Raw genomic sequence first — 26,778 nt, forward strand, 5'->3', positions numbered from 1 at the left:
CTCGCGAAGCACTCACAGGCGCCGCGTTGATTCAGGCAACACGGGGTATCGTTGAGGTTTTTCGCGAGCAAGCTCGCTCCTACAGTTTCAACCGTGACGCTTGAGGGTTTCGCTGGGCAATTCCTTGAACAGGGCACGGTAGCTATTGGAAAACCGCCCCAAATGCCAGAACGACCAGTTCATTGCCACTTGGGCCACGGTCGTTCCCGGCGAGTTCAACAACTCCCGCCGGGCGCCATTCAAGCGGCGCAAGCGCAACCACTGCGCCGGGCTCATCCCGGTGTAGGTCTTGAAGCCCTGCTGCAATTGACGCAGCGGCACCCCCGCAATCTGCGCCAGTTCCAGCAGGTTGACGGTTTCATCCGGCGCATCCGCCGCCCAAGCCCCGATGCGCGCCATCAACTGGCGTTCGGCGCTGCGACGTTGCAATGAACTGTCGTCCAGGCACACGCAGGCGTTATCGAGAATGAACAGGCAGTCATCGAGCAGTTGCTGGGTGAGGGCGTCGCGACTGATCGGGTCGCTGACGGCGGACAAGCGCGTCAGGGTGCCGCTGAGCCAGCGGGTGAACAGCGCGTTTTGCCGGCAGGTCAGCGGCGCCATGAACAAACCGTCCAGCTTCGCCACGTCCAACCCTTGGCGCTGCACGAACTGCGGGCCGAATACCACGGCCACCTCACGGTAGTTTTCCGGGGTGATCCAGGTGTTGCGGCTTTCGCCATTGAGCATGTACAGCGCGTTGTCGCTGCCGTCGAAACAGAACGCCAGCGAGCCCGGCGGTGCATTGAAATGCTGTTCCACGCGGGTGTTCATGCACTCTTCGTACACCTGCACACCTTGCAGGTCGAGGTAGCGGACCTGCCCGGCAAAATGCCCCGGTGACATCTGCTGGTACTGCTGCACCCAGCCGGGTGTTGCATTGCATTGAGCGGCCACATCACCGGTGGTGAAGGCCTGTACGCGCAAAGCGGTTGCCTGTGTCATGAATGACCTTGGCGCACTCTATTGGTGCGTTATGGTTCGTGCAAAGTGGATAGATGCCTGTTGGAGGCTGGCCCAAGATAGACCTCAATGCGCCGAGAGTACAAGCCGGCGTGTGTATCCCACCCATGACGAGGTCCTTATGAACGCCCCCTTCGATCAGCTGTCCGCCTGGCTGAAAGAACACAAGATTACCGAAGTCGAATGCGTGATCAGTGATTTGACTGGCATCGCACGCGGCAAGATTGCGCCCACCAACAAGTTCCTGCATGAGCGAGGCATGCGCCTGCCGGAAAGTGTGTTGCTGCAAACGGTGACCGGGGACTTCGTCGACGACGATATCTACTACGACCTGCTCGACCCGGCCGACATCGACATGGTGTGCCGCCCGGTATCCAACGCGACCTATGTGGTGCCCTGGGCCATAGAGCCCACCGCGATCGTGATCCACGACACCTTCGACAAGCAGGGCAACCCCATCGAGCTGTCGCCGCGCAACGTCCTGAAGAAGGTATTGCAGCTCTACACCGAGCGCGGCTGGCAGCCGATTGTCGCGCCGGAAATGGAGTTCTACCTGACCCAGCGTTGCGAAGACCCGGACCTGCCGCTGAAAACCCCGGTGGGCCGTTCCGGGCGCGCCGAAACCGGCCGCCAGTCGTTTTCCATCGACGCCGCCAACGAGTTCGACCCGCTGTTCGAAGACGTCTACGACTGGTGCGAAGCCCAGGGCCTGGACCTCGATACGCTGATCCACGAAGACGGCCCGGCACAGATGGAAATCAACTTCCGTCATGGTGACGCCCTTGACCTGGCCGACCAGATCACCGTGTTCAAGCGCACCCTGCGCGAAGCCGCGCTCAAGCACAACGTCGCCGCCACCTTCATGGCCAAGCCGGTGGCCGACGAGCCGGGCAGCGCCATGCACCTGCACCAGAGCGTGGTGGACATCGCCACCGGCAAACCGGTATTCGTCGATGGCGACGGCAAGATGAGCACCTTGTTCCTGCACCACATCGGCGGTTTGCAGAAGTACATCCCCAAGCTGCTGCCGATGTTTGCACCCAACGTGAACTCGTTCCGGCGCTTTTTGCCGGACACCTCGGCGCCGGTCAACGTCGAGTGGGGTGAAGAAAACCGTACCGTCGGCCTGCGCGTGCCCACCTCCAGCCCCGACGCCATGCGCGTGGAAAACCGCCTGCCCGGCGCCGATGCCAACCCTTACCTGGCGATTGCCGCGAGCTTGCTGTGCGGCTACCTGGGCATGGTCGAACAGATCGAGCCGAGTGCGCCGGTTGAAGGGCGTGCCTACGAGCGCCGCAACCTGCGCCTGCCGTTCACCCTCGAAGACGCGCTGGCGCGGATGGAGGATTGCGACACGGTCAAGCACTACCTGGGCGACAAGTTCGTGCGGGGCTACGTCGCGGTCAAGCGCGCCGAGCATGAGAATTTCAAGCGCGTGATCAGTTCCTGGGAGCGTGAGTTCCTGTTGTTGAGCGTCTAAAAAACCAAAAAAGGGGTGTCGATATGCGTCTTGTGAAAAAGCTTCTCCCGCTGGCCCTGGTAGCCGCCTTCAGCAGCACCAGCCAGGCGGCGCAAACGGTGAGTGTCTACAACTGGACCGATTACATCGGCGACACCACCTTGGCGGATTTCCAGGCCAAGACCGGGATAAAAGTGATCTACGACGTATTCGACTCCAACGAAACCCTGGAGGGCAAACTGCTGGCCGGGCGCACCGGCTATGACGTGGTGGTGCCGTCCAACCACTTCCTGGCACGGCAGGTGAAAGCGGGGGCGTTCCTCAAGCTCGACCGTGCGCAGTTGCCCAACTTCAAGAACCTGGACCCCAAGTTGCTCGCGCTGCTCGAGAAAAATGATCCAGGCAACGCGCACTCGGTGCCCTACCTGTGGGGCACCAACGGCATCGGCTATAACGTCGACAAGGTCAAGCAGGTGCTGGGCATCGACCATATCGACTCGTGGGCGGTGCTGTTCGAGCCGGAAAACATCAAGAAGCTCAACCAGTGCGGCGTGGCCTTCCTCGACTCGGCGGACGAGCTGTTCCCGGCGATCCTCAACTACATGGGCAAGGACCCCCGCAGCGAGAACCCCAAGGATTACCAGGAGGCGGAAGCCAAGCTGCTGACGCTGCGGCCGTATATCACCTACTTCCATTCCTCCAAGTACATCTCGGACCTGGCCAACGGTGACATCTGCGTGGCGTTCGGGTATTCCGGCGACGTGTTCCAGGCCGCCAACCGTGCCAAGGAAGCCAAGAACGGGGTGAACATCGCCTATTCGATCCCCAAGGAAGGCTCCAACCTGTGGTTCGACCTGCTGGCCATTCCCGCCGACGCCGGCAACGTCAAAGAAGCCCACGCCTTCATCAACTACCTGCTGGACCCCGAGGTGATCGCCAAGGTCAGTGCCTCGGTGGGGTATGCCAACGCCAACCCCGCGGCCAAGCCGTTCATGGCCCCGGAACTGGTGAACAACCCTGAGGTTTACCCACCCCAGGCGGTGCTCGACAAACTCTATATTTCCACCACGCCAACCCCGGCGACCATGCGCCTGATGACCCGCGCCTGGAGCAAAGTGAAGACCAACAAATGATGCAGTCCAGTGAGCACGCCCGTTCCTATTACCGGGCGACGGCCAATGCCATGCCTGAGCGTGCGGTATTGGACGCGGATCTTGACGCCGATGTCTGTGTGATCGGCGGTGGCTTCACCGGCGTCAATACCGCCATCGAGCTGGCCCAGCGCGGGCTTTCGGTGATCCTGCTGGAGGCCCGGCGCATCGGTTGGGGCGCCAGCGGGCGCAATGGCGGGCAGTTGATTCGCGGCATCGGCCACGATGTCTCGGGGTTCGCCAAGTACATCGGCGAGGAGGGCGTGGCGTACCTGGAGCGTGCCGGCATCGATTCGGTGGCGCTGGTCGGCGAGCGCATCCGCGAGCACGGCATCGACTGCGACCTGCGCTGGGGCTTTTGCGAATTGGCCAACACCCCGGCGCAGTTCGCTGCGTTCACGCGTGAGCAGGAACACCTGGCGCAGTTGGGGTACACCCCCGAAACCCGTCTGGTGCCACGCCACGCGATGGCGCAGGTGGTGGACTCCACGGTGTATGCCGGTGGCCTGGTGGACATGGGCTCCGGGCATCTGCACCCGCTCAATCTGGTGCTGGGCGAAGCCCGCGTGGCCGAGGCCCTCGGGGTGCGGATTTTCGAGCACAGCCCGGTGCTGGAGCTGATCCACGGCGACAGGGTACAGGTGCGTTGCGCGGGCGGCACGGTGCGCGCCGGCCACCTGGTGCTGGCGTGCAATGCCCACCTGGAGGAGTTGGAACCGCGCCTGAGCGGCAAGGTGTTGCCGGCGGGCAGTTACATCATCGCGACCGAACCGTTGAGCGAAACGCAGGCCAGGCAACTGATCCCGCAAAACCTTGCGCTGTGCGACCAGAAAATCGGCCTGGATTACTACCGCCTTTCAGCTGATCGCCGCCTGTTGTTCGGGGGCGCGTGTCATTATTCGGGACGCGACCCCGCCGACATCGCGGCGTACATGCAACCGAAGATGCTCAAGGTGTTCCCGCAGTTGGCCAGCACCGCTATCGAGTTCCAGTGGGGCGGTAAGATCGGCATTACCGCCAATCGCTTTCCCCAGGTCGGGCGGTTGCAGCAGTACCCTAACGTGTTCTATGCCCAGGGCTATTCCGGGCATGGGCTCAACGTGACCCACTGGTGCGCGCGCTTGCTGGCCGAAGGCATTCATGCCGGGCAGAGCCGGGGCCTGGACCTGTTCAGTCGCGTGCCGCACATGACCTTCCCCGGTGGCAAGCTGTTGCGATCACCGTTGTTAGCCCTGGGCATGCTCGGCTTGCGTTTGCGCGGGCTTGTCGCTGGCTAGACCTTGAAGGACTCAAGTTGGTCGCAGTATGTCTTGGACGGTCCGATCTTTGCCGTCTAGGATCTTTTCAACGGTCATGACGACCCTGAGACTGGTTGATTCAACGTGAGGATTTCGATGATGAATATTGATGTGAGTGGCAAAGTCGCCATCGTCAGCGGCAGCACCGCCGGGATCGGCCTGGGCATCGGCCGCGCCCTGGCGCAGTCCGGCGCCACCGTGGTGGTGATCGGGCGAGAGGCGGGCAAGGTGGATGCGGCGCTGGCAAGCATTCGCCAGGACGTGCCGGGAGCGGACCTGCGTGGCGTGGTCGCCGACCTCGGCACCCTGGAGGGCGCAGAAAAACTGTTCGCCGCCGAGCCGCATGCCGACATCCTGGTCAACAACCTGGGCATCTTCAATGATGTGGACTTCTTCGACGCGCCCGACAGCGAGTGGGCGCGTTTCTACGAGGTCAACGTGATCTCCGGCGTGCGCCTGGCGCGGCATTATGTGCCGGGCATGGTGACGCAGGGCTGGGGCCGGGTGATCTTCGTGTCTTCGGAGTCCGGCATTGCGATCCCGGCCGACATGATCAACTACGGCGTGACCAAAAGTGCCAACCTGGCGGTGTCCCATGGTTTGGCCAAACGCCTGGCGGGCACCGGTGTGACGGTCAACGCGATCCTGCCGGGACCGACCTTTACCGATGGCCTGGAGCAGATGCTCAAGGACGCCACGGCCAAATCCGGACGCAGTGCCCGGGATGAAGCGGATGTGTTTGTGCGAAACGCCCGGCCGACGTCGATCATCCAGCGCGCAGCCAATGTGGATGAAGTGGCGAACCTGGTGGCGTACATTGCTTCACCGCTGTCGTCGGCCACCACTGGTGCGGCGTTGCGAGTCGATGGTGGTGTCGTCGACAGCATGGCGATCTGATTTTTCTGCAATGGAGTATGACCCGTGGCAACAGCAGCTTGCGTGATTGAAATACCGGCATCGGCCGATGAGGTCTGGCAATTGGTCGGCGGCTTCGATGCGCTGCCCGAGTGGCTGCCCTTGATCGTCAAGAGCGAAACCCGCGAAGGCGGCCGTGTGCGTCATCTGCAAGCGGCCGATGGCGGTGTGGTGGTCGAGCGTCTGCAGACGTTCGACAACGTGGCGCGCACCTACAGCTACACCATCGAACAGTCGCCGTTCCCGGTGTCGGCGTACCTCGCGACCTTGCAGGTTGAAGCCTTGACTGACACGTCGGCGAAGGCGACCTGGTCCGGCGTGTTCACCCCGGCGGCCGGCACCACGGATGAGCAGGTTGAAGCGCTGTTCGCCGGGGTCTACCGCGGCGGGCTTGAGGCGCTGCGGGCTAACTTCCCCGGCTGAGCCGTTCGAGGATCAGCGCCAGTGACTGGTCCGGCGTGACGTTCGCGGTGTCGAGCGTCAACGTCGGCTCGGTCCAGGCGACGTACTCGTGGGCCGCAACGGCCTGCCAGGTCGGCGGCGTCAGCCCTGGGATATCGCCTGTGCGGGTTTCCACGCGACGTTGGTGTTTCTGGCGATCCGAGCAGGTCACTTGGATATTCATCAGCTCGACGCTCGCCGTCGTCGCCACGGCGCGCCAGGCTTGCCGGCTTTCTTCGACGGGGTTTACGCAGTCGGCGACCACTCCAAGCCCCAAGCGCAAGTTGCTCAGGGCCAGCGCATTCGCCACGTGGTAGCCGCTGGCCCCCACCTCGCCGGCCAATACGGCCGCCTCGCGCAGCGCCTGCTCGATCACATCGATACGTAAGTAAACCGCACTCAGCCGGCGTGCCAGTTCCCGGGCAATGGTGGTCTTGCCGGTGCCGGGCAGGCCGCTGAAGACAATAAGCATGGTCGATCCTTCGAAGAGTGGGCGCAGCCAGTCTAGCGATGTCTACTTCAAATAGCAGGCGCTGATCCAGTCCGCCGGGTGCTCGGCCAATTGTTTGGCCACCGGCAGGTAACGGCTGTCCAGTTGTGCCGCCAACCAGAACAGCGTGGCGCTGCTCTTGGGTTGCCAGGTGCCGCTGTAGCCGGCTTCACCGACGTTGGCGCGGTCTTTGTCGAATTGCACATGGGTGTGCACGAACTCCTGGTGGCTGCGCTGGCCGTTGGCATAGGGCACCAGCCAGTCCAGCGCAGCCCCCAGGGAAGCGCCGTTGGCGCTGAGCTTCAACCAGTCGCCGCCGATGCCGTAGGGTTTCGCCGCCAGTGCGGCCTGCACCAGCGGTTCGAGGTCGTAGACCACGTAATGCAGAGCGTCGCGGTCCTGGAAGTCGGTCACCGAACCATCGGGCAGGACATTGTCGGTGATCTGCTGTTTAAACAGTTGCAGCGCCTGCTCCAGCATCGGCCGATCACCCAGTGCGGCGGCGGCAACGGTCACCAGCTTGACGCGATGGCTCTGCCAGTTATTGGTCTGGGTGCCTTTCTTCGCGCCGTGAAATTGCTGGATCTGCGCGATGTAGCCGTTGCCCAGGCGTTGGATCAAGCGACGGCTGGCGTCGCGGGTCTCCAGCCGCAGGTGGTCGGCGGTGAGCGCGTAGGCGCTGATCAGCATGTCGAGGTTGGTTTCGTCGATGGGGTTGAAGTCCGGTTGATACACGTCGGCCCAGGCGGCCAGGTCGTTATCGACTTGCTTGAGGTAGCGCGGGTCGCCACTCATGCGCCAGGCCAGCGCGGCCTGGCGCATGATCGGCCAGTCCTTTTCGGCGGCGATGCTCTGCTCGCGGATACCCTGGTTGGGCAAGGTCCCTTCGGTATGCACACGGGGCAGCGGGTTGGGCGTGTCGCCCAAGTGCCGTTGCGCCGCCGCCAGCAACACCTTGGCATTCGGGCTGGTGGCGACCGGCTGGCAAAGAGTGGCCGCGATGGCCCCCTGGGACAACACGGCGAGTGCCGCAATTAAGGCGAGTCGGTTGGTTTTCATGAAAAGCTCGGCTGGGCTGGAACGCGACCACGCTAGCATGGGGCTGGACCGGGTTTGATGAAACTCCCCTCGACTCAGTATGCTGGCGTTCACCGCCCGCTCGCCCACAGGACTGTCCATGCCCTTGCCGTTCGTGAAAATGCACGCCCATGGCGATGATTTCATCATCATCGACCGTCGCGGCCAGGACGACCTGATCACCGCGCAAATCGCCCGTCGCTTGGGCAACCGTCACACCGGCATCGGTTTCAACCAACTGGCCGTAGTGCTCGACTGCGCGGACGCCGCTGCGCGCGTCAAATTCTGGAACCCCAACGGCACGCCGCTGGCCACTTGCGGCAGCGCCACCCGTGGGGTGGCCGACCGCCTGATGCATGAAACCGGCACGCAGTCGGTGGTGTTGCGCACCGACCGCGGCCTGCTCACCTGCACGCGTGCGCCGGGGCGGCAGGTGGCGGTGAACATGGGCCCGCCGTCGCTGGGCTGGGCTGACGTGCCGCTGGCCGAAGCGATGGACACCCGCGCCTTGGCCATCGACGGCGCGCCGGCGGCGTGCAGCATGGGCAACCCGCACTGCACGTATTTTGTCGACGACGTCGCCGCCATCGACGTGGCGGCGCTGGGCCCGGCGCTGGAGGTTCACCCATGGTTCCCCGCCAAAACCAACGTGCATTTCGTGCAGGTACTGGACCGCCGCCACATCCGTCTGCGCATCTGGGAGCGTGGTGGCGGCGTGCCGCTGGGTTCCGGTTCGTGCTGCTGCGCGGCGGTGGTCAACGGGATCCGCCGCGGTTTACTGGATGACACGGTGGCCGTGCAGTGCGACGGCGGCACCGTCACCGTGCAGTGGGACGGGCAGGGCGGGGTGATATTGACCGGCAGCGTCGAGCCGATCATGCAGGGCAGTGCCTACGGGCTTTGAAACGTCACGGTAAAGGTCGTGCCGTCGGCCGCATCGGAGCTCACCGCCACATCCCCGCCATGCACCTTGGCCAGTTCGCGCACGATGTACAGGCCCAGGCCCACGCTGCGTACGTCGCTGCCTTGGTCGGTGCCCCGGGTCATGGGTTCGAACAGCCCCGCCAGCAGCGCTTTGGGAATTGCCGCGCCGTGGTTGTGCACCGCCACTTCGCAGCCGCCGTCACCCAGGCGTGAGGTGATGGTGATCGGCTGTTGCAGGTCGCCATACGCCACGCTATTGGCCACCAGGTTGCCGATGATCTGCTGCACCCGGTCGGCGTCCAGACAGGCATGGCCCTGGCCCTCGGCTCGATGTTCCAGTGTGGCCTTGGGGAACGCCACGCGCAACTCATCCACGGCGTGGCGAATCACCGCATGCAAGTCCAGCGGCGCGGTCTTGATGGTGATGCCCTGGCCGACCCGGGCCTGGGTGAAGTCCAACAGGTCGGCGATCATGCGCTGGGCGCGCTCGGACGATTGGCTGATATGCCCGAGCAGTTGTTGTTCCCGGGCTGTGCGTTCGCCACGGCTGAGAAAGTCGGACGCCATGCGGATGGCGGTCAGCGGATTCTTCAGGTCGTGGCTGACGATCGCCACCATCTGCTCGGCAAACAATGCACGGCGCTGTGAAATCGCATAGGCCTCGTGCAGTTCAGCCTGGGCCTGTTGCAACGCGACCTCGGCGGCGGTTTTTTCCTGCACGAGGGCTTCGGCGAGGTGGCGTGCGTTGAGCAGTTCGCGCTCGTACTTGTCGCGGTCGGTGGTGCCGAACAGCGCCAGGTCGTAGACCGCACCTTCGGGCACCTCGCGCTTGATACCGTTGAGCAGCACGGTCACTTTGTGCCCGTCGCGGTGCAGGATGTCGAGCTTCACTTCGGTGATGCGGCCATGCATGCGCAGCATGGGTGCCAGGTGGGTCTGGTGGAAAATCCGCCCGCCCATGGTCAGCAGATCCTGGAAACGGCGGCCGCCTAACTCGTCTGGGTCGAACCCCAGCCAGTCGCCGAAGCGAGCATTGGCTCGCACAATCGTGCCGTCTTCAGCGGTGACGGCCAGCGCGCAGGCGGCGTTGTCGAACAGCTCAGACAGCATCGGTGGTCGCCCAGGGGGCCAGGAAGGCGTCCATTGCCGCTGCGCAGGCCAGCGGCGCGCTCATGTGCGGGCAATGGCCGACGTTGTCGACCAGGCAGTAGGTGCTGTCGGGTAGCACGCTGTGCAAGTATTCGCCCACGGCAACCGGGGCGATCAGGTCATCGCTCGATTGCAGGATCAGCACCGGCACGTTCAGGCCGAGCACGTCCTCGCGGTTGTCCGAGAGGAAGGTGACGCGCGCGAACTGCTTGGCGATGTCCGGCTCGGTGCGGCAGAAACTTTCGGTCAGCTCCGTGCTGAGCGCCGGTTGGCCCGGCGCGCCCATGATCACCGGCGCCATGGCGCTCGACCAGCCGAGGTAGTTGCTGTCGAGGGTGTCGAGCAGGTCATCGATATCACTGCGATTGAAGCCGCCCACGTAGTTATCGGTGTCGATATAGCGCGGCGAGGGGCCGATCATCACATGGGCGGCAATGCCGCCGGGCGCCAGGCGGTCGGCAAGGGTGCCAATCATCGCGCTGACCGAATGGCCCACCAGAATCACCTGGCCCTGGGCGTAAGCGTCGATAATTTCGTTGAGGTCGCGGGCGTAACCGTCCAACACGCTGTATTTGTGTTTGTCGAAGGCGCCCAGGTCCGACAGGCCGGCCCCGACGAGGTCGTACAGGACCACGCGGAAACGCTCCAGGAAATGCGGCGCCAGGTAGTTCCACATCGCCTGGTTGCAACCAAAACCATGGGAGAACACCAGCGTCGCACAGCCGTTGCCCATCACGTGGATATTGTTGCGGTGGCGGAGGTCCATGGATGAGTTCTCGATTATGGCCTAGTGCTATAGCTCTAGGAGTTTAGAGAGTCGCGCCCTCTGGGTCACGCCTTATAGCGCCGATAAGGTAGAGTCGGCAGCTTCAGGAAGAAACTTCAGGTAACAAAACATGCTGGTGATTTTGCGGCAATCGGTTGTGAGCCTCGTGGCACTGCTGCTCGTGGGCCTGCTCAGCCTGGCCCGGGCCGACACATCGCCCATCGGCGTGGCTCTTGACCAGCGGGTGATTGACCTCACCAACACCCTTGACGCGGGCACTACCGCCGGTCTGAAACAACAACTGGCGGCCCTCGAACAGCGCAAAGGCGCACAAATGGCGGTACTGCTGGTGCCCACCACCGGCGGCTCTAGCATCGAGGATTACGCCAACCAACTGTTCCGCGCCTGGAAGCTGGGGCGCAAGGACGTCAACGACGGCATCCTGCTGGTGGTGGCCAAGGATGATCGCAACGTGCGCATCGAGGTGGGTTACGGGCTCGAAGGTACGGTGACCGACCTGCTGGCCCATCGCATCATCGAGGAACACATCACCCCGGCGTTTCGCCAGGGCGACTATGCGGGCGGCGTGCAACAGGCGGTCAATGACCTGACCGTGCTGGTGGACGGCGGCGACTTGCCCAAAGTCGCAGGGCCCGGCTTGAACCCCCAAGCGCTGGCGATAGCGCTCGCGTTTATCCTGGGGGCGGTTGGCGGTGTATTGATGGCTGCCGGCAAGCTGCGCTGGCGCAAGGCATTGGTGACAGCGGTGGTGCTGACCCTGCTGCTGAGCTTTTTGGCCGGCGGCCGGGAGTGGTTGGCGAACCTGTTCATCCTGCCGCTGACCTTGCTGATCGGCGGCGCCACGTTCGGCGCGTTATGGATGGCGCGCCCGGTGTTTTACGGCGTGGTGGGGTTGCTGGCCTACATCATTGGCCTGCTGGTGGTGGACCACTGGTATCTCGACGTCAACTTTATCCATTGGCTCGCATTGCCGCTGGGCGCACTGGCGGTACTGGGGGCCTACCTGGTGCTGTGGATGGTCATGAGAAGCGCCTGGAACACCAGTCGGGTTGGATTTGCCATACGCCTATGCGCGGCGGTGGCGGTGTATGTGGCGGCAGGGCTGATCGCCGACGCCGGGCGTCACGGGTGGCTGATGGCGTTTCCGATTGCGTCGTTCGTGGCCTTGTTCATTTTTGCCAAGACCACTGGCGGCTCGGGCTCCGGTTCGAGCGGCTCAAGCGATTCGGGTTCCAGCAGCTCCAGTTCCAGCAGCAGTTCGTCCGGGGGCGGCGGTTCCAGTGGCGGCGGTGGGGCATCGGGCAGTTGGTAAGACTTTAATCCTCATCCATTTGAATAAGGACACTCGATGCCCGCCATCACCCTTCGCCCCGCCACCACCGAGGATGCCCTGTGCATCGGTGTGCTGGGCATGCAGGTGTTTCTCGACACCTACGCGACCCAAGGTATCCGAAGCTCGATTGCCAATGAGGCACTGCAAGCGTTCGCCCCGGATGCAATCACGGCGCTGATGGCCGAGCCCGGCATTGCGCTGCTTGTCGCCGAAGCCGACCGACACCTGGTTGGTTTCGCCCAGATCAGACTCGATACGCGCCACCCGATGATCGAGGCGCCGGACGTTGCCGAGTTGCAGCGTCTGTACATCCAGGAGCGCTTCACCGGCCAGGGCGTCGGTTATCGGTTGTTGCAAGCGGCAGAGCAGTGTGCCGTGCAAGCAGGCGCTTCGCTATTATGGGCGACGGTGTGGGAGGGCAACGAGCGTGCGCTGGGTTTTTACCCGCGGCGTGGGTATGTGGCGCTGGGCGCGCCGACCTACACCTTCCAGGGGGAGACCCATGGCAATCGGTTGTTTGGCAAACGCCTGGGTGTCACAGCGGCTTAGACAGAAACACCCGACAGCTGCCCGCAGGCTCACACGGGATTTCACCAAACCGCAGCCAGCCGTGCTTCTCATAAAACCCCGGTGCCTGGAAACTCAGGGTGTACAGCACCGCATGCGCGCAACCTCGGCGGCGGGCTTCGTCTTCAAAGGCTTGCAGCAATCGGCTGCCAAGGCCCGAACCGCGTAGCGACTCGGGCAGGTGGAACAGGTCGAGAAAGGCCATGCCCAGGCTGGTCTTGCCGGTGATGCCGCCGAGAATTCGCTGAGTGTCGGGACACTTGAGCAATACCGTCAGCGGCAGGCGATCGTTCACGCCGGTAATGCCTTCATTAAATGCGGCCAGGCCGCTACCGAGGATGCCCTCGGCTGCGGGGTTGGGTTGGTCACCGATTTCAATGAGGGGCGTGGTCATGGCGGTTTCTCGGTTGTGTTACGTGTATTGCCATCCGACTTTGCCGTCTGACTCGACATACGCCTGGTTACAAAGCTTCAAGCGATTAATGGGGCGAGGCGTCTGATGCGCACTCAGGCAAATCTTTGCAGGCGTGAGCAGGCGGCACCCTCAACGGCATTCGCTTTGCAGCCTCTTGCGCCATCTCTTTCTCCCGTGCCTCCAGGCGTAATTTGCGATCGGCTTCCACACGCTCCTGTTCGTGGCGGCGCATCGTGTCTTCAAGGTCTTTGGCCCGTTGGCGATTCTCCTCAGCCGTCCTGCGCATCTGCTCTCTGACCTGGCGTGCCTGCTCTTCGGCCCGCTGGTTGGCTTCGCGCTGGCGCTGTTCCATGGATGAGTTGCGCAGGTGCTCGATGTCTTGGGCTGTGGCCCCTAAGGCAATCGGCACGATGGTCATCAAGGTGCTTGCAATCAACGAGGAGGCTAACAGACGGCTAAGCTGATTCCTGTACATCAATGCATTCCGAGTCAATTCGTGGTGCCTCGTTGGACGGCACCCCGGTAATAAGGTCTATAGGAGGCTATTAAAAAGCCATTATCATTTCATGCCACGCCATACCGCCGTGATCCGACGGGGAAGGCTGCACATAGCGGTAGCCCATGCGGCTGTACAGCGGCACATGTTGCTCTTTGCACATCAGGTGAATGGTCTGCTTGCCCAGCGCCCGCATGCGCTGCACGAACTCGGTCATCAGCAGTCTGGAATAGCCTTTGCCCTGATGAGCCGGGTCGACCACCACCGACATCATCACCACATTCGGCGCTTGCGGCGAATGGCCTACCAGCTCCTTGAACGCCTCATCCGACATCACCACCTCATGGGCGCAGCCAGAGTTGATGAAACCCACCACGGCGCCATCGGCTTGCAGGATCAAAAAACCTTGCGGGTACTGGGCGATGCGTGTGGTGATCTTCTCCAGGGTGGCGGCTTCGTCACCTTCGTAGGCGCTGGATTCGATCTCAAAGCAACGCGCGGCGTCGGCAGGCAGTGCGTTGCGGAAGGTGAGGGCGGGCATGGTGATTCCTGAGGCATTGAGCGAAAGGCCACATCATAAAGAAACATCTGAAATCTGGCATCGTTGTAGTGAGCGGGCTTGCCCCGCGCTGGGTGGCGCAGCCGCCCCAAATCCAGTCACTGCGATCTTCCTGAAACACCACGGCGTCCTTGTCGGGGCGGCTCTGCCACCCGGCGCGGGGCAAGCCCGCTCACTACAACCGAGAACGAGCTTCAGGGCAGCGACTTGATAGCGCGCACTACCGCAACGGCGATGGTCTTCGTAATGATTCTGCGCTGGGAATCTTCGATCATCGGGCTCAACCACGTAGGCAGGCTGTTGAGCATCGGCAAGAGGGTCGTGAGTGCACTGTTGCGCAAGGCGCCGCAGGGTTCAGGGCCTGGTTGTGCGACCAGGCCCAGTATCTTGGCCTCATAGGCTGCTCTCAGCCCTCGCACGCAGTCTTCCATCGGCGCGCTCAGGCAGTTGGCGTCCATGACCGCCAGCTTGAAGTGCGCGCCCATGGTTTCATGCAATTGAAGATGGCCTTCGATGAGTGTCGTCAGGCGTTGCGCAGGCGTCAGTCGTTGCGTTGTGACCCGCTCGACGTGCGCCAGCAACGCCTGATACAGCTCCATCAACCACTCGAACAGCAGCGTTTCCTTGCTCTCCACATGGTGATAGATCGCGCCGGGACTTATGCCGATGTGCGCCGCCAGTTCACGCATGCTGACCTGGCTGAAACTGCGCTCCTTGAACACCTCCAGCGCCCGACGCTGGAACTCCGAGCGGCTCAGCACAAGATTCTCCTCCGCTGGGTCATGTGGCGAGTGCCTGCTGCTTGGCGATTTCCTGGTTGCGCAGGATGAATCGCTGCAATTTGCCGCTAGGGGTCTTGGGCAGTTGCTCGACGAATTCGATTTCCCGAGGGTACGCATGCGCGGCCAGGCGCTGTCGGACATGCAGGCGCAGCACCTCAGCCAACTCGGAGCTGGGCAGGTACTCACGGTTCAACACGATAAACGCCATGATCAGCTCAGTGCGTTGCGGGTCGGGTTTGCCGATGACGGCAGCCTCAACCACGGCCGGGTGTTCGATGAGAGCACTCTCCACATCAAACGGCCCGACGCGATAGCCCGAGGTGGTGATCACGTCGTCGTTGCGGCCGACGAAGCTGATACTGCCGTCGTCATTGAGCTCAACGATATCGCCGCTCAAGTAATAACGGCCGACAAACGCCTGGGTCGGCATGCCGAAGTATCCATTGAACCAGCACAGGGGCGAGCGCTCGCGGTCCACCGCCAACACGCCAGGCTGGCCGGCCGGCAGTTCCCGTTGCTGATGATCGAGCACGACAATCCGATGGCCCGGCATCGCGTAACCGGCCGAGCCCTCACGAACAGGGTGCTGCAACCCATGGTGATTGCACAGCACCATGCCGATTTCGGTCTGGCCGTAATGATCATGGATGACCACGCCGGCCTGCTCGGCAAACCAACGGATGACTTGGGGGTTGAGCGGCTCGCCGGCGCTGCTGACCACACGCAGCTGACCCCGCGCAGCGTCGGCGAACTCCGCGCCCGCCGCGATCAGCAAGCGATAGGCCGTAGGTGAGCCGGCCAGGTTGCTGATCGCGTATTTTTTGATGATCCGGCAGGTGGTGTCCACCGAGAACGCGCCGTCATAGAACAGCGTGGCGTGGCCGCACGCCAACGGGCCGGTGACCGCGTAATACAAGCCATAGGCCCAACCCGGGTCGGCCAGGTTCCAGAAGCGGTCGTCTTCGCGCAGATCGATCGCTTCACGCATGTAGCCCTTGAAGGCCAGGAGGGCGCTCAAGGGCACCTCCAGCGGTTTGGCCGGCCCCGTGGTTCCGGAGGTGCACATCAGCAAAAACGGTGCGCTGGCGTCCAGCAATTGCGGCGTACATTGCGTCGTGTGCTGATCCAGCGTACGCCAGAAGTCGTAATCGCCCGGATGCACCGGGGCTGCGTCAGTCACGATGATGGGCGGGCAGTCGCTGACATCATCCAGCTTGGGGCGGTTGAGGGCATCGGTCACGATCCAGCGTGCCTTCGAGCAACCCAACCGCTGCTCGATGGCCTTGGGACCGAAGGCGGTAAAGAGCGGCTGGTAGACCGCGCCGATGCGCCAGGTCCCCAGAATGGCGATCAACAATTCAACCGTGCGGGGCATCAGGCCCGCGACACGATCTCCCGGTTGGACGCCTTGCTCGCGCAGGAAATTGCCGAAGCGCGCCGCGTGGTCCTGCAGTTCGCGGAAGGTGTGGCGCGTGGCGCGGCCATCCCGCGTTTCGCAATACAACGCGACGGCATCGCCCTCGGCGTGCCGGTCGCAGCATTCGACACAGGCATTCAAGGCATTCAGCTCGCCGTGCAAGTCCCGGGCGGCCAATTGTAGAAAGTCGAAAGAGTTCACTGCTGAGGTGTAATCGCGCATAACGCACCCGATTGTTATTGTTGGAATAGGTTGTGTGTCCACGCCTGCCGCGTGGGCTGTTCATCTGATCAGTTGTGCATCATCTCGGCCGCTTGCTGGGTTGCCTGGCTGGTGCGGGTGGCGAGTTTGCGTACTTCATCGGCGACCACCGCGAACCCGCGCCCGGCATCGCCAGCGCGTGCCGCCTCGATGGCGGCGTTCAACGCCAGCAGGTTGGTCTGGCTGGCAATGCCCTGGATGGTGGCGACAATCTGCGTGAGCTTGTTGAGGGTGTCCTGCATCACCCGATGTTGTTGTGCCTGCGCCTCGCGCATCGTGCTTTCTTCATGGCGGGCGTGGATATCGGTGATCGCGCCCACCACCCGCTGCGGGGAGCCGTCCTGCGCCCGGCGCGTTTGCCCGCGGCCACGGAACCAGCGGTAACTGCCGTTCTGGTGTTTGAGGCGATAGTCCACGTCGAAAGGGGTCTTGCCGCTACGGTCTTCAACATGGGCGACAAACGCCGTAATGGCCCGCGCGCTGTCCTCGGGGTGCAAGCGCGAGGTCCAGCTTTCCAGGGTGTTGGGGAACTCCTCGACGGTGTTGCAGCCCAGCAGCCGGCGCATTTGTGACGACCACCAAATGGTGTTTTTCGGGTTCGCCGGGTCGCCGGCCACCACCTCGATATCCCACAGCCCGTCATGCAGCATCTCCCGGGATATATCGAAGCGGGTGGCCGCAAGCTCAAGGCCCTCGTGATGCAGGTGCTGCTCGTGAATATCACGCACGCTGCCGCCGATGGCCAGCGCCATGCCTTGTGCGTCACGTCGCGCTACTCCGCTGACCCGGCACCAGCGATAGTCGCCGTCGCCGGCAGGCTTCATGCGCACGTCCAACGCAAACGGCGTGCGCCCACTGCGATCGGCCAGATGCCGGGTAAGCGCATCCAGATGCACTGGCTGGTCTGCCGGGTGCAACTGGTCGCTCCATCGGCTCAGTTGATTAACCCCCTGGACCTGGATCGACGTCGGTCCCGCCCACTGCATGGCAGAGGTCGGCGCGGGGGCCGGGGTGCCCTGCAGTTCCAGTACCCAGAACAGTTCATCCGCGCCTTGGCTGACCAGGTCCCAGTACGCCTCATGTTGGCGCGTCTGTTGGTTACGATCGGCCAGGTGTGCTTCCAATTGGGCGACTTGCGCAGCCAGCGCACGTGCCTGTGCCTTCAGGGTTTGCCGCTCCTGCAGCAGGTGGTCGACGCCGGTCAGCAGGCGGCGCAGTAATGGGTTGTTCGACGACACGGGCGCGCAGGCCTGGTCAGGTTGCTCCAACCTGTCGGCGAGCGGCGCCAATACCCAGCGGGCGGTGCGGCTGAAAAAAAGCATAAACACCTCTAGCTCGGTTAAATGGACGCCGTCGGGCTGGCCGACAAGGCACGGGTGTCAAAGGTCGTCGCCCCCGGCAGGGCGGGCCAGGCCGCCGGGCCCGCGGCGATTTCCTCGGGGCTGAGCAGGCAATGGTCGAGTTCGCGCTGCAACGCCTGGGTATCGAGGTCCTGGCCGATAAAGACCAACTCCTGCCGACAGTCGCCGACCACGCCGTCCCACTTGGCCATGATGCCTTGCAAGCGGTATTCGTCCTTTGGCCATTGCGACGGCGCTATGAAGCTCCACCAATGCCCCACATAGTCCCACTGGAACTGCTTGCCGCTGTGTACCAGCAAGCCGGTTTCCAGGTGTCGGCTGGCAAGCCAGAAGTAACCTTTGCTGCGCAACAGGCGCCCGTTGCTCCAGGGGCGCTTGAGCAAGTCGAGCAAGCGCTGGGGGTGAAACGGTGCGCGCTCGCGGTACACCCAGGAGGTCACGCCGTAGGTGTCCGACTCGGACGCCGTTGCACTGTCAGGCTCCAGCTTGCGCATCCAGCCCGGTGCTGCGGCAAGGCTGGGTAGATCGAACAGACGGGTATCGAGGATGCTGGCCAATCTGACGTTGCCCTGGGTCATCGGCAGGATCCGCGCGGTCGGGTTAAGGCCCGCAAGGATCGCCCGCACAGCCTGATAGGCCGGCTCGTCGATCAGGTCCAGCTTGTTGACGAGGATCACGTTGGCGTACTCCACCTGCTCAATCAGCAGGTCCGCCAGCGGGCGTCTGGGCGCGTCTGCCTGGGCGTCGTCGCGGGCGACGCCGTCCGGTGACTCCAGCAATGCTTGAAAACAGCTGCCGTCGACCACCGTCACCAAGGTATCGAGCCGCGCCAGTTCGCTGAGGCTGAAGCCCTCGGCGTCAAGGAAGGCGAACGTTTCCGCGACCGGCATCGGCTCCGAGATCCCGGTGGACTCGATAAGCAGGTAATCGAAGCGCTGTTGACGCGCGAGCGCGCTGATCTGTTCGAGCAGATCGGCGCGTAGCGTGCAGCAGATACAACCATTGCTCATCTCGATCAACTCATCGCGGCCACGGTGCAGCGACACATCGCGCTGCACCTCTGCGGCATCGATGTTGATCTCGCTCATGTCATTGACGATGACCGCGACTCTCAGGCCCTCGCGGTTGCGCAGGATGTGGTTGAGCAGGGTGGTCTTGCCGGCGCCGAGGAAGCCGGAAAGCACGGTCACCGGCAGTCGGCCCGCCTGGGCGCCGTCCATCACACGTTCACCGCTGGACGGCCCTCGGCCGGGTCCAGGTAGCTTTCGAACAGGTCGACCACCACGAAACCTTCATCTGCCGCGTCGCCCCACAGGTCTTTGCTGTGGAACTCGACGTGGTAGGTCGGCTGATGCGCCGCGCTGGTATCGCCGTGACCTATGGCATCCGGGAAAGGCCATTTTTCCGAGGTGCGATGCAACACCACGCCCTGCTTGCCGCGTACGTAGGCCGGCATGCGGATATGCCCCGCCACATATTCGTCGCGCACCACCACCCGATCGCCGACCTCAAACGGTGCTCGCCCGGTGATCGCCGCACGGCCTTCAGCATGCGCCGGGTTCGCCAGCTTGAAGTGGCTACCCAGCGCCTGGTCGAGTTCGGCCTGGGTGAGCACGCCGGTTTCGACCAGCAGGGTAGCGGTCGCGATGACATAGCGCTCGTAGTACTGGGTGCCGACATGTTGGCGAACATCCAGGCGTTCGACGGCGTGACGCACTTCGTCCACGCTGAACTTCTTCAGTTGATCGACACCGATAAACATCAAGCTGTAGGCCAGGTGCTCCCAGTCCTGCTTGAAGACCTTTTTGTAGTCCAGGCTATTGATGGTGTGAGGGATTTTGCCAAAGCCTTGGAAACCGCCGAGATCGTGGAAACCATCCATAATTGAAACTCCGGTAATTGAACGATGGGGCGTTGTTTGTCTCAATCAACGCGGGGCAGGGCGACGCCGATCAGCACGTCTTTGGTCACCAGGGCCTGAAGCTGCTCCTCGCTCATATGCTCGGTGCCTTCAGGCCGTACCGGCAGCACCAGGTAGCGGCTTTCGGCGCTGGTGTCCCAGACCTTGACCACCACGTCGCTCGGCAGCTCGGTGCCCAGCTCACGCAGTACGGTGCGGCCCTCCCGAACCAGGCGCGCACGGAACTCGAAGCCCTTGTACCACTCAGGCGGCAGGCCGAGCACAGGCCAGTTGGTGCAGGAACACAAGCTGCAGACAATCACGTTTTTCAGCTGGGGCGTGTCTTCCAGGGCGACGATGTATTCGCCCTGCGGGCCGGTGTAGCCAAACTGGGCGCAGGCGGCAGTGCCGTCCTTGAGCAACAGCGCCCGGAACTGCGGATCGACCCAGGCCTTGGCGACCACGCGGGCACCGTTTTCCGGGCTCCAGCCGTGCTCCATCAATTGCGTGAGCTGCTCGACGTAACCCTGTGGGATGAGCTCCTTGCTCTTGAGGACTTGAAACAATGCCCAGGCTCGTTCGCCGGGTGTCGAGGTGTTCGCAGAAGTGGGCGTAGATGGACTCATTGAGGTATCTCCTATCAGTCAACGCGGTTGTGGAGTGATTGAAACGTGCCGGTCGTTCTTATTGTTTTGCAGGGTTGAAACTCAGAGCGTGCGCCAGTCCACCGCGGCTTCGAACGCCGCCGCCGCCTGGTAGATGGTGCCTTCGGCGTAGTGCCTGGCGATCAGCATCAAGCCGACGGGCATGCCGTCCACCGAGCCGCACGGAATCGACATGGCGGGATGCCCGGTGATGTCCTGAGGCGCGGTGTTGCCGATCATTTCCAGGGCGCGCGCCACGTATTCGGTGATCGAGCAGTGCGCTGGCGGGTGCGGTTGGGCCGTGATGGGAGTGGTCGGCATCACCAGCAGGTCATAGGACTGCAATGCCTTGTCATAGCCTTGCCGGGCAAAGCGCGCCAGGTTCTGGGCCTTGGCGTAGTAACGCCCGTTGTAGTGCGTCAGGCCGTATTGACCGACGAACATGCAGAGCTTGAGAGATGCGGACAATTGGTCGGCCTGTTCGCGCCAGCCGGCTTGTTTGTCCAGCAGGCCGATGTCGTACAGGCCTTTCCAGTTAAAGCCGGCGCCGTTGCCATGCATCATCTGCATGGTCAGACCTTCGCAGCCGATGGGGTGCCACAGCGATCCCGCCAGGTTGTGTTCGGGAATGGACACCGGCTCGACCTGCGCGCCCAAGGCCTCGAGATGGGCGATGGCCTCGCGCACCTTGTCCGCCACACGCGGGTCTTGATTGGCCAGCGCGAACCCTTCCTGCACCACGCCGATTCTGAGCCCGCTCACGCCCCGCCCCAGGTAGCTGCCATAGTCATCGACCTGCGGCGCTGCCTGGCGTGGGTCGAGGCCATCGGAACCGGCCATGGCCTGCAGCATCAGCGCGTTGTCGCGCACGTTGGCGGTAATCGGGCCGACGTGATCGATGGTTGCTTCAATCGCCATGATGCCGGTGTAGGGCACCAGGCCATGGGTTGGCTTCATTCCGTAGGTTCCGCAGAAAGCCGACGGGATGCGGATGGAGCCGCCTTGGTCGCCGCCCACGGCGATGTCCACCTCACCGGCGGCGACCAAGGCAGCGCTGCCCGATGAGGAACCGCCAGCGGCATAACCGTGACGATGAGGGTTGTGCACCGGGGCTGGGTCAGAGGTGTGGCTGCCCCCCGAGAGGCAGTAGTGCTCGCAGGTGGCTTTGCCGAGGATGGTCGCGCCGGCATCGAGCAAACGCGTGACCACGGTGGCGTCGAACGAAGGGACAAACCCCTCCAGTGGCGCGGCGCCGTTCATCATCGGGACGCCGGCCAGGGCGATGTTGTCTTTGAGAGCGACGGTCTTGCCCGCCAGCGTGCCTGAACTGGCGCCCATCACCTCCGTCTTGTAGTACCAGGCGTTGAGCGTATTTTCAGTGTGCGAGGGGCGATAGCCCGCGCTGCGCTCGTAGCGCACCAGCGGTGTGAAATCGGGCAGATCATCGACCAGGTCGTACGCATCGAAACTGGGTTGCATGAGTGCCAGATATTCGCTGGCTTGTTCGCGTGTCAGCTGTATGTGCAGGCTGGTGGCGAGGTCCTGCAGTTGTTCGACAGTCGGGCGGATGATGGCCATGAGACGTCCTGTTTCCTGAAGTGGGCTGGCAAATGTCTGTGCACATGTCTCGCGGCGAGGTCCTGCAAAGGCGTCCGCGTGACTGGGGTCTGTGACTAAGCTATCTCTGGTGATCGAACGGCGCTTGGTTGAGCAAGACAGCCATTTGGTTGAAAGGGACGGGTGTGTCCCGTGAGCTTCAGCTGCCAGGGCGAACCCCGGCAGCAGGGCGTATGCCCTGAAGATCCAAACGGCTTATTTCTGGGGTTCAGGCGTTGCGTCTTGCGCAGATGACTTCTCGTGTTTGGGCCAGATAACGCCGACGCTTTTCATGCCCTTGGCGGGGTCCATTTCAGGGTGGGCGAGTACGACGTCCCGATAGGAGGGGCTACCTATCACCGCCGGCTTGAACTTGATGAGAAAGTCATTGACCTCTTTGCGCAGGTTCGCCGCCAGGTCGTAGTCGTTGTAGCACTCCTCGAGACAATCGAGCACGGCTTGCCAGTGCACCTCGGTAAGCCCCATGCCTCGATGCGCGGTGACCATGTCCCGCCCCCGGTATTTGGCGCTTCCGCCCCAGTGCTCAGAGAGGAAATCGACAAAATTGATGTGTTCTTTCTGGAACGTTGATTCGGACATATGCGCCCAGATGTGCCCGATGGCAGGGTGGCCCATTGTTTTTCTCAACACGGCGCCGGCGAACTGATAGATAACGTCGTAGCCCCCAAGGCGCGTGTAGAGGGAGGGCTGTTGTTCCAGGGCGGGTTGTTGGTCGGTCATGTGTGATTTCTCCGTTTCAGTGGGGACAATCTCATTGGCTACGGCTGGCGGGTTCACGTTAGATCTGCTCTCGCGCGCACGCTTGGCTGGTGAAGACAACCGTTTGATCCAGGCGGACAGGGGTCAGAAAACCCGTGCGTAACGCAGGTTCATGCGAAAGTTTTCCTTTGGCCCGTTCTCCACGGACAGGTCGCGGCCCAGTTGCAGCTGAAGCTGGTCCTTGGCGGTGACGAACTTGGTGGCGGTGACGCGAAAGTTGGTGGTCTGCATCTTGTCGTCCTGGTTGACACCCGCGACCTGGGTTTCACCGCCCCAGTTGTGGCCAAAGCCAATGGCCAGCGCGGTGGTCGGGTCAGGCATGTAGCGGCCCATCAACTGGGTTTCGTAGGAAACGTCCTGCTCCCTGCGGGCGGAGTTGGCGCCGAAGTCGTTGTTGTCGCCATACCAAATGGCATCGCCTACGAGGTCGACGGCCCACTTTTCCGAGAAGTGCTTGATGTAGGCCGCCTGGAGGTCAACCTTCCAGCGGTTCTCGCCCAGGTTGAGCGCGTCGTTCTTGTCGTAGTTGCCGCTAGGCACGTAGAGGTAAGCGGTGGCGCCGAGGACGTCTTTGGCATCGTTTAGCGTGTATTTGAGCGGCGCGGTGAGAATGAGGTCGCCCACGCCACTGGTGTTGCCCAAGGCGGAAGCGTCACCGCCGCTTGAGACATGGCCGAAGGGCAACAGGAGTTGTGGCGAGACGGTGAGTCGCTCGCTCAGCTGGTAGACGTGCAGCAGTCGCAGAATGCCAACGTCGGAAGTCAGGTTGAAATCGGAACTGATTTTGTGGCCTTGGGCGTAGGCACTGTTCGTGGTGGAGTGCTGGTAGTAGAGCAGGCCAAGCGTTGCATCAGCGGGTAACTGCTCGTAGTCGCCAGGGGCTACCTCGACCGCGTGAGCGCAAAGGCTGGGGAGGAGGGCTGCAAGCGACAGGTAACGAAACTGTTTCATGGTCGAGGATCCTTTTTGCGGGCAAAAAGAGCCCCGCTATCGCCAGTCAGGCAAAGCGCAGGGCTAAAAGTGGAGTCAGGGCTGGCGTCAGGCGGGCGATACTTGCGCGTCGCGCAACATGCCGGTCTGCGGATGGCAGTTGATGTACTCGAAGATCTGGCTCTTGGCGTCCGATACCGATACTTCGTGGTACAGCCGCAACTTCTTCAAGCCCGCGGCCACGCGAAAGAAGGTCACGAAAATGCGCAGGTGGGTCGGGTGGGATTCGGCCCAGCGTTCGAGTTTCTCCACCGAGCGCCAGTGACCGATGTTGTAGCTGACGTCGAGAAAGTTGCCGTCCAGGTCGATATTGCGCACGAACCGGTTGCTGTAGCAGCCCAGCGGTTGGCCGTTGTCTCGCAGGAAGTCCATGCCGTCCTGCAAGGTCGGCAGGATTTCGTCGAGGTACAGCGAGCGCTCTTCAGCCTCGGCATCCGCCCAGTCCTGGCCGGAACGGATCAGCGTGAGGTTGTCATGCCCCAAAACCACCACGCGCCCACCTTGGGCCGGGTCACCGGCGATCACTTGCAGCTCGCTCGTCGGCTTCATCCAGTCCGTCTGCGAGATCGGGAAGCGGTCGCGCATCGAGCCCCAGTAACCGTGCTCTTCGATTTCGCCGCTGATGTTATCCATGACCGCGCCGACACCGGGCAGGTTGTCCTGGAAGGCGTACAGCGTCTCGAACTGCTCGGCGCGCGGTGCGCTGATCTCGCGAAAATAGCCAAGGCCGTCGTTGAGCCTGTCCTCTGACGCCCACCAGGCGTTGACCGGTGCCGAGCGCAGCCAGCGGCAGTGAGCCGCCGGGTCCTTCCAGTAGCCGACCACAATCAGATTATCGAAGCCGCTGTTGTCGGTGTGGTGGGTCAAGTCATGGGTCTGCGGGCCATCGGCCAGGCTGAAACTTTCGACGATATGACGCATCGCCTGCAGCGCGGCTGCGCGCTGCGCTTCGCCGCGATACTGCACGCCGAAGTAAGCCATCACCACCTGTTCCAAATGCTCGTCGGCGCGTGCCACCCACATTGCAAAGGGCGGCTGGTACTCATCGGGGACGCGGCGAGACAGGGTGCGTGGGCATTTGAGATGTGTGTCGATTGCAGATTCCATGTTGGGCTCCTCGTTATTTTGGTTCAGGCCTACGGTTGGGCATCAGTACTTGGGCGGCTGGCCGCGCTTGGCGGTCTGTCGTCGGTGCAGCAGCTTCATCGCCCCCCACTCGATCAACCAATACGCCGACTCTTCAGGCACGAGGTCGCGCCTCTGCAGGAGCCAGGAGGTGTCAGCCAAGGGGGGTGAACAGGGTCGATGCATGGCGAGCCTCATCAGCGGGGGTTGAGTTGCTGTGAGGTGGAAATTAGGCGTGACGACGCGCAGCCGCTTGGTTCGTCGAGACAACCGTTTGGTTGGAAAAGACAGCGTAAGCAGGCGCGCGCGGGCATGATCGAGGTTGGTGCACCACCGCTGTAAACACACGGGGCCGTGCCTCTTAATGGGTAGGGCGAGGTCGGCACCCGGCATACGGGCGAGGGGAGACAATGTCGGTGACAGACGCGTGTCGATCACTCACCTGCGCCCCTGAAGGCGCCTGGCCTGTTAATTGCTAGCGCTGAAAAGCCGGTAACACCTTTTCCAGCTCTTACTGCATTGCTGTACCGAGGTCAGTGTCATGAATCCAAGTACTCAGTATTCGACCCTCGCTGTCGCCGCACCCCGTCGCTTTGAATACTGGAAAGAAGTGGTCTGTCGCCATTGCCTGGCGGCCGACAGCAAACCCCTGTCCCAGAGCAGTTTCGATGGCGCGCTCGCGGTCAATGCGTTAGGCGCTCTGGACATCTGTTCGCTGTCATCGCCACTGCATTATTGGGAGCGTTCCGAGCAGCATCTGCGCAGCGGTCCGGCCGACGATTTATGGTTGGGGTTTGCCAGAAACGGTCATGGCCAGATTGAACAGGGCGGCAGGAAAGCCAGCCTGGCAACCGGTAATTTGTTTCTTTATGACGCAACGCAAGCGTTCCGATTCAGCCTCGGTGGTACCGAAAACCACCTGGTGCGCATCCCGCGAGCCCTGCTCAGTGAACGCCTGCCGCGTATTGCGGATTACACCGCGATGGTCCTCGATGATCGACGGCCTGGCGTGATCCCCTTGCGTGAAATGCTGCGCCACGCGGCTAATACGCCTGCTGCATTCCAGGATGAAGGCATTTCCAGTCGTTATTCAGAGGCGTTGCTCGACCTGCTGGTGATCAGCCTGGAACTCCAGGACCTGAAGGCCGTTCACCAGGAACTGGACCTCTACGGCCGCATCATGCAGTACATCCAACGCCATCTGGCCGAGCCGGATCTGTCGATCGAGGCCATCGCCCAAGCCCACAATGTATCTACCCGCACCGTTACGCGTGCCTTTGCGCGCTACCAGAAGACCCCTGCGGCGGAGATCTGGAGAGAACGGCTGAATGCCAGCCGGGAAGCGATCGAGCGTGGCCAGGTGCGCAGTGTCTCGCAGGCCGCGCTGGACTTCGGGTTTTCTGACTTCTCGCATTTCAGCCATGCGTTTCGCAAGGAGTTCGGCGTCGCGCCCAACACGCTTTTGCAGCGAAATTGAGAGGGTGTGCCATTTGAAAACACCGAGCGCAACCTGCGCGGTATCGATATCGATAATGGCCTCGCGCCACCGTTGGTCGGATCTCCCCTCGCACTACTGAACGATTTTTGAAGGGCACCGCTCTATCTGCGCGGACATAATCAGGTGCTCACATGCAACATCCAATGCGGCGTTCCGCTGTGCAAAGCTGGGCTGAAATGTATGCCCAGGCCGTAAACCACGAGGATATTGAGGATCAATATTTCAAGTTGCTGAGCAGGGCCGACGATATGGAGAGCACCGGCCTCATCAATGGGAGAGAGTGGAGGAAGCTTGTTCGCCGAGCCGGCGAATACCTCGCCAGCACTGCAGAATAAGTCGATAGGGGAGCGCTAGCCGGCGC

Annotated in this window: 26 protein-coding genes and 2 pseudogenes; 9 read left to right on the forward strand and 19 right to left on the reverse strand. The window is 62.4% G+C overall.

Annotation, left to right across the window (positions count from 1 at the left end; genetic code table 11):
- Positions 1-87 precede the first annotated feature (87 nt).
- Positions 88-984, reverse strand: coding sequence for a helix-turn-helix domain-containing protein (locus tag ACQRBT_RS20365; RefSeq protein ID WP_090370395.1), 897 nt, complete (start codon positions 982-984; stop codon positions 88-90).
- A 139-nt stretch (positions 985-1,123) separates the two neighbouring features.
- On the opposite strand from ACQRBT_RS20365, the gene ACQRBT_RS20370 reads away from it, so the two are divergent.
- The 5 genes from ACQRBT_RS20370 (at position 1,124) to ACQRBT_RS20390 (ending at position 6,248) form a co-directional block, all read left to right on the forward strand.
- On the forward strand, positions 1,124-2,482 hold the full coding sequence (locus tag ACQRBT_RS20370; protein WP_161550304.1) for a glutamine synthetase family protein: 1,359 nt from the start codon (positions 1,124-1,126) through the stop codon (positions 2,480-2,482).
- 23 nt (positions 2,483-2,505) lie between these two features.
- Positions 2,506-3,594, forward strand: coding sequence for a polyamine ABC transporter substrate-binding protein (locus ACQRBT_RS20375; RefSeq protein ID WP_090370399.1), 1,089 nt, complete (start codon positions 2,506-2,508; stop codon positions 3,592-3,594).
- Positions 3,591-4,889 (forward strand): NAD(P)/FAD-dependent oxidoreductase, encoded by a 1,299-nt coding sequence (locus tag ACQRBT_RS20380; protein WP_412047303.1) that lies wholly within the window; start codon positions 3,591-3,593, stop codon positions 4,887-4,889. Before ACQRBT_RS20375 ends, ACQRBT_RS20380 begins: the two co-directional genes overlap by 4 nt.
- Before the next feature lie 120 nt (positions 4,890-5,009).
- Entirely contained in the window at positions 5,010-5,807 is a 798-nt protein-coding gene (locus tag ACQRBT_RS20385) for an SDR family NAD(P)-dependent oxidoreductase (protein ID WP_412047304.1), read from the forward strand.
- Positions 5,808-5,831: 24 nt separating this feature from the next.
- Positions 5,832-6,248, forward strand: coding sequence for an SRPBCC family protein (locus ACQRBT_RS20390; protein WP_104994070.1), 417 nt, complete (start codon positions 5,832-5,834; stop codon positions 6,246-6,248).
- Here the strand turns inward: ACQRBT_RS20390 and ACQRBT_RS20395 are convergent.
- Both ACQRBT_RS20395 and ACQRBT_RS20400 read right to left on the reverse strand, forming a co-directional pair.
- The gene (locus tag ACQRBT_RS20395; protein WP_412047305.1) at positions 6,232-6,738 is read right to left on the reverse strand and encodes an AAA family ATPase; all 507 of its coding nucleotides are present in this window, start codon (positions 6,736-6,738) and stop codon (positions 6,232-6,234) included. The genes ACQRBT_RS20390 and ACQRBT_RS20395 overlap by 17 nt on opposite strands.
- A 42-nt stretch (positions 6,739-6,780) precedes the next feature.
- A complete protein-coding gene (locus tag ACQRBT_RS20400; RefSeq protein WP_412047306.1) occupies positions 6,781-7,815 on the reverse strand; it encodes an alginate lyase family protein in 1,035 nt (344 codons plus the stop codon).
- A 118-nt stretch (positions 7,816-7,933) separates the two neighbouring features.
- Here ACQRBT_RS20400 and dapF point away from each other — a divergent pair, with 118 nt between their 5' ends.
- On the forward strand, positions 7,934-8,737 hold the full coding sequence (gene dapF / locus ACQRBT_RS20405; protein WP_412047307.1) for a diaminopimelate epimerase: 804 nt from the start codon (positions 7,934-7,936) through the stop codon (positions 8,735-8,737).
- Here the strand turns inward: dapF and ACQRBT_RS20410 are convergent.
- Positions 8,725-9,867 (reverse strand): PAS domain-containing sensor histidine kinase, encoded by a 1,143-nt coding sequence (locus ACQRBT_RS20410; protein WP_412047308.1) that lies wholly within the window; start codon positions 9,865-9,867, stop codon positions 8,725-8,727. The two genes, dapF and ACQRBT_RS20410, sit on opposite strands and share 13 nt — an antisense overlap.
- Positions 9,857-10,672, reverse strand: a complete 816-nt coding sequence (locus ACQRBT_RS20415; RefSeq protein ID WP_412047309.1) for an alpha/beta fold hydrolase — start codon at positions 10,670-10,672, stop codon at positions 9,857-9,859. The genes ACQRBT_RS20410 and ACQRBT_RS20415 overlap by 11 nt, the downstream gene beginning before the upstream one ends.
- A gap of 130 nt (positions 10,673-10,802) precedes the next feature.
- Between ACQRBT_RS20415 and ACQRBT_RS20420 the strand changes: the two genes are divergently transcribed.
- Together ACQRBT_RS20420 and ACQRBT_RS20425 are read left to right on the forward strand one after the other, a co-directional pair.
- The gene (locus ACQRBT_RS20420; RefSeq protein WP_412047310.1) at positions 10,803-12,005 is read left to right on the forward strand and encodes a TPM domain-containing protein; all 1,203 of its coding nucleotides are present in this window, start codon (positions 10,803-10,805) and stop codon (positions 12,003-12,005) included.
- A gap of 36 nt (positions 12,006-12,041) precedes the next feature.
- Positions 12,042-12,575 (forward strand): GNAT family N-acetyltransferase, encoded by a 534-nt coding sequence (locus ACQRBT_RS20425; RefSeq protein WP_412047311.1) that lies wholly within the window; start codon positions 12,042-12,044, stop codon positions 12,573-12,575.
- On the opposite strand, the gene ACQRBT_RS20430 is transcribed toward ACQRBT_RS20425, so the two are convergent.
- The 14 genes and pseudogenes from ACQRBT_RS20430 to oxdA form a co-directional block, all read right to left on the reverse strand.
- Complete coding sequence (locus ACQRBT_RS20430; RefSeq protein WP_244383274.1) at positions 12,562-12,987, reverse strand: GNAT family N-acetyltransferase; 426 nt, start codon at positions 12,985-12,987, stop codon at positions 12,562-12,564. The two genes, ACQRBT_RS20425 and ACQRBT_RS20430, sit on opposite strands and share 14 nt — an antisense overlap.
- A gap of 85 nt (positions 12,988-13,072) precedes the next feature.
- Positions 13,073-13,483, reverse strand: a complete 411-nt coding sequence (locus tag ACQRBT_RS20435; RefSeq protein ID WP_104994061.1) for a hypothetical protein — start codon at positions 13,481-13,483, stop codon at positions 13,073-13,075.
- A 70-nt stretch (positions 13,484-13,553) separates the two neighbouring features.
- Positions 13,554-14,045 (reverse strand): GNAT family N-acetyltransferase, encoded by a 492-nt coding sequence (locus ACQRBT_RS20440; RefSeq protein ID WP_412047312.1) that lies wholly within the window; start codon positions 14,043-14,045, stop codon positions 13,554-13,556.
- 212 nt (positions 14,046-14,257) lie between these two features.
- A complete protein-coding gene (locus ACQRBT_RS20445) occupies positions 14,258-14,821 on the reverse strand; it encodes a TetR/AcrR family transcriptional regulator (protein WP_412047358.1) in 564 nt (187 codons plus the stop codon).
- A gap of 22 nt (positions 14,822-14,843) precedes the next feature.
- On the reverse strand, positions 14,844-16,484 hold the full coding sequence (locus tag ACQRBT_RS20450; protein WP_412047313.1) for an AMP-binding protein: 1,641 nt from the start codon (positions 16,482-16,484) through the stop codon (positions 14,844-14,846).
- 77 nt (positions 16,485-16,561) lie between these two features.
- Positions 16,562-16,846 (reverse strand): annotated as a pseudogene (locus ACQRBT_RS20455) (methyl-accepting chemotaxis protein); the annotation flags it as partial.
- A pseudogene (locus ACQRBT_RS20460) lies at positions 16,847-17,845 on the reverse strand (PAS domain-containing protein); the annotation flags it as partial.
- A 17-nt stretch (positions 17,846-17,862) separates the two neighbouring features.
- The gene (locus ACQRBT_RS20465) at positions 17,863-19,107 is read right to left on the reverse strand and encodes a GTP-binding protein (RefSeq protein ID WP_145977696.1); all 1,245 of its coding nucleotides are present in this window, start codon (positions 19,105-19,107) and stop codon (positions 17,863-17,865) included.
- A complete protein-coding gene (gene nthB / locus ACQRBT_RS20470) occupies positions 19,104-19,766 on the reverse strand; it encodes a nitrile hydratase subunit beta (RefSeq protein WP_412047314.1) in 663 nt (220 codons plus the stop codon). The genes ACQRBT_RS20465 and nthB overlap by 4 nt, the downstream gene beginning before the upstream one ends.
- 41 nt (positions 19,767-19,807) lie before the next feature.
- A complete protein-coding gene (gene nthA / locus ACQRBT_RS20475; RefSeq protein WP_412047315.1) occupies positions 19,808-20,410 on the reverse strand; it encodes a nitrile hydratase subunit alpha in 603 nt (200 codons plus the stop codon).
- A gap of 81 nt (positions 20,411-20,491) precedes the next feature.
- Entirely contained in the window at positions 20,492-22,006 is a 1,515-nt protein-coding gene (locus tag ACQRBT_RS20480; protein WP_412047316.1) for an amidase, read from the reverse strand.
- Between the two features lie 234 nt (positions 22,007-22,240).
- Positions 22,241-22,765 (reverse strand): group I truncated hemoglobin, encoded by a 525-nt coding sequence (locus ACQRBT_RS20485; RefSeq protein WP_058426053.1) that lies wholly within the window; start codon positions 22,763-22,765, stop codon positions 22,241-22,243.
- 123 nt (positions 22,766-22,888) lie between these two features.
- On the reverse strand, positions 22,889-23,755 hold the full coding sequence (locus ACQRBT_RS20490) for a transporter (protein WP_244699455.1): 867 nt from the start codon (positions 23,753-23,755) through the stop codon (positions 22,889-22,891).
- Positions 23,756-23,842: 87 nt separating this feature from the next.
- Positions 23,843-24,901: an aliphatic aldoxime dehydratase gene (gene oxdA / locus ACQRBT_RS20495; RefSeq protein WP_090370438.1), complete on the reverse strand. Its 1,059-nt coding sequence runs from the start codon at positions 24,899-24,901 to the stop codon at positions 23,843-23,845.
- Positions 24,902-25,460: 559 nt separating this feature from the next.
- On the opposite strand from oxdA, the gene ACQRBT_RS20500 reads away from it, so the two are divergent.
- Entirely contained in the window at positions 25,461-26,396 is a 936-nt protein-coding gene (locus ACQRBT_RS20500) for a helix-turn-helix domain-containing protein (protein WP_090370440.1), read from the forward strand.
- Positions 26,397-26,778: the final 382 nt, after the last annotated feature.

The organism is Pseudomonas sp. R19M (genome assembly GCF_050312585.1).
In the GTDB taxonomy this organism is placed as follows: Bacteria; Pseudomonadota; Gammaproteobacteria; order Pseudomonadales; family Pseudomonadaceae; genus Aquipseudomonas; species Aquipseudomonas palleroniana.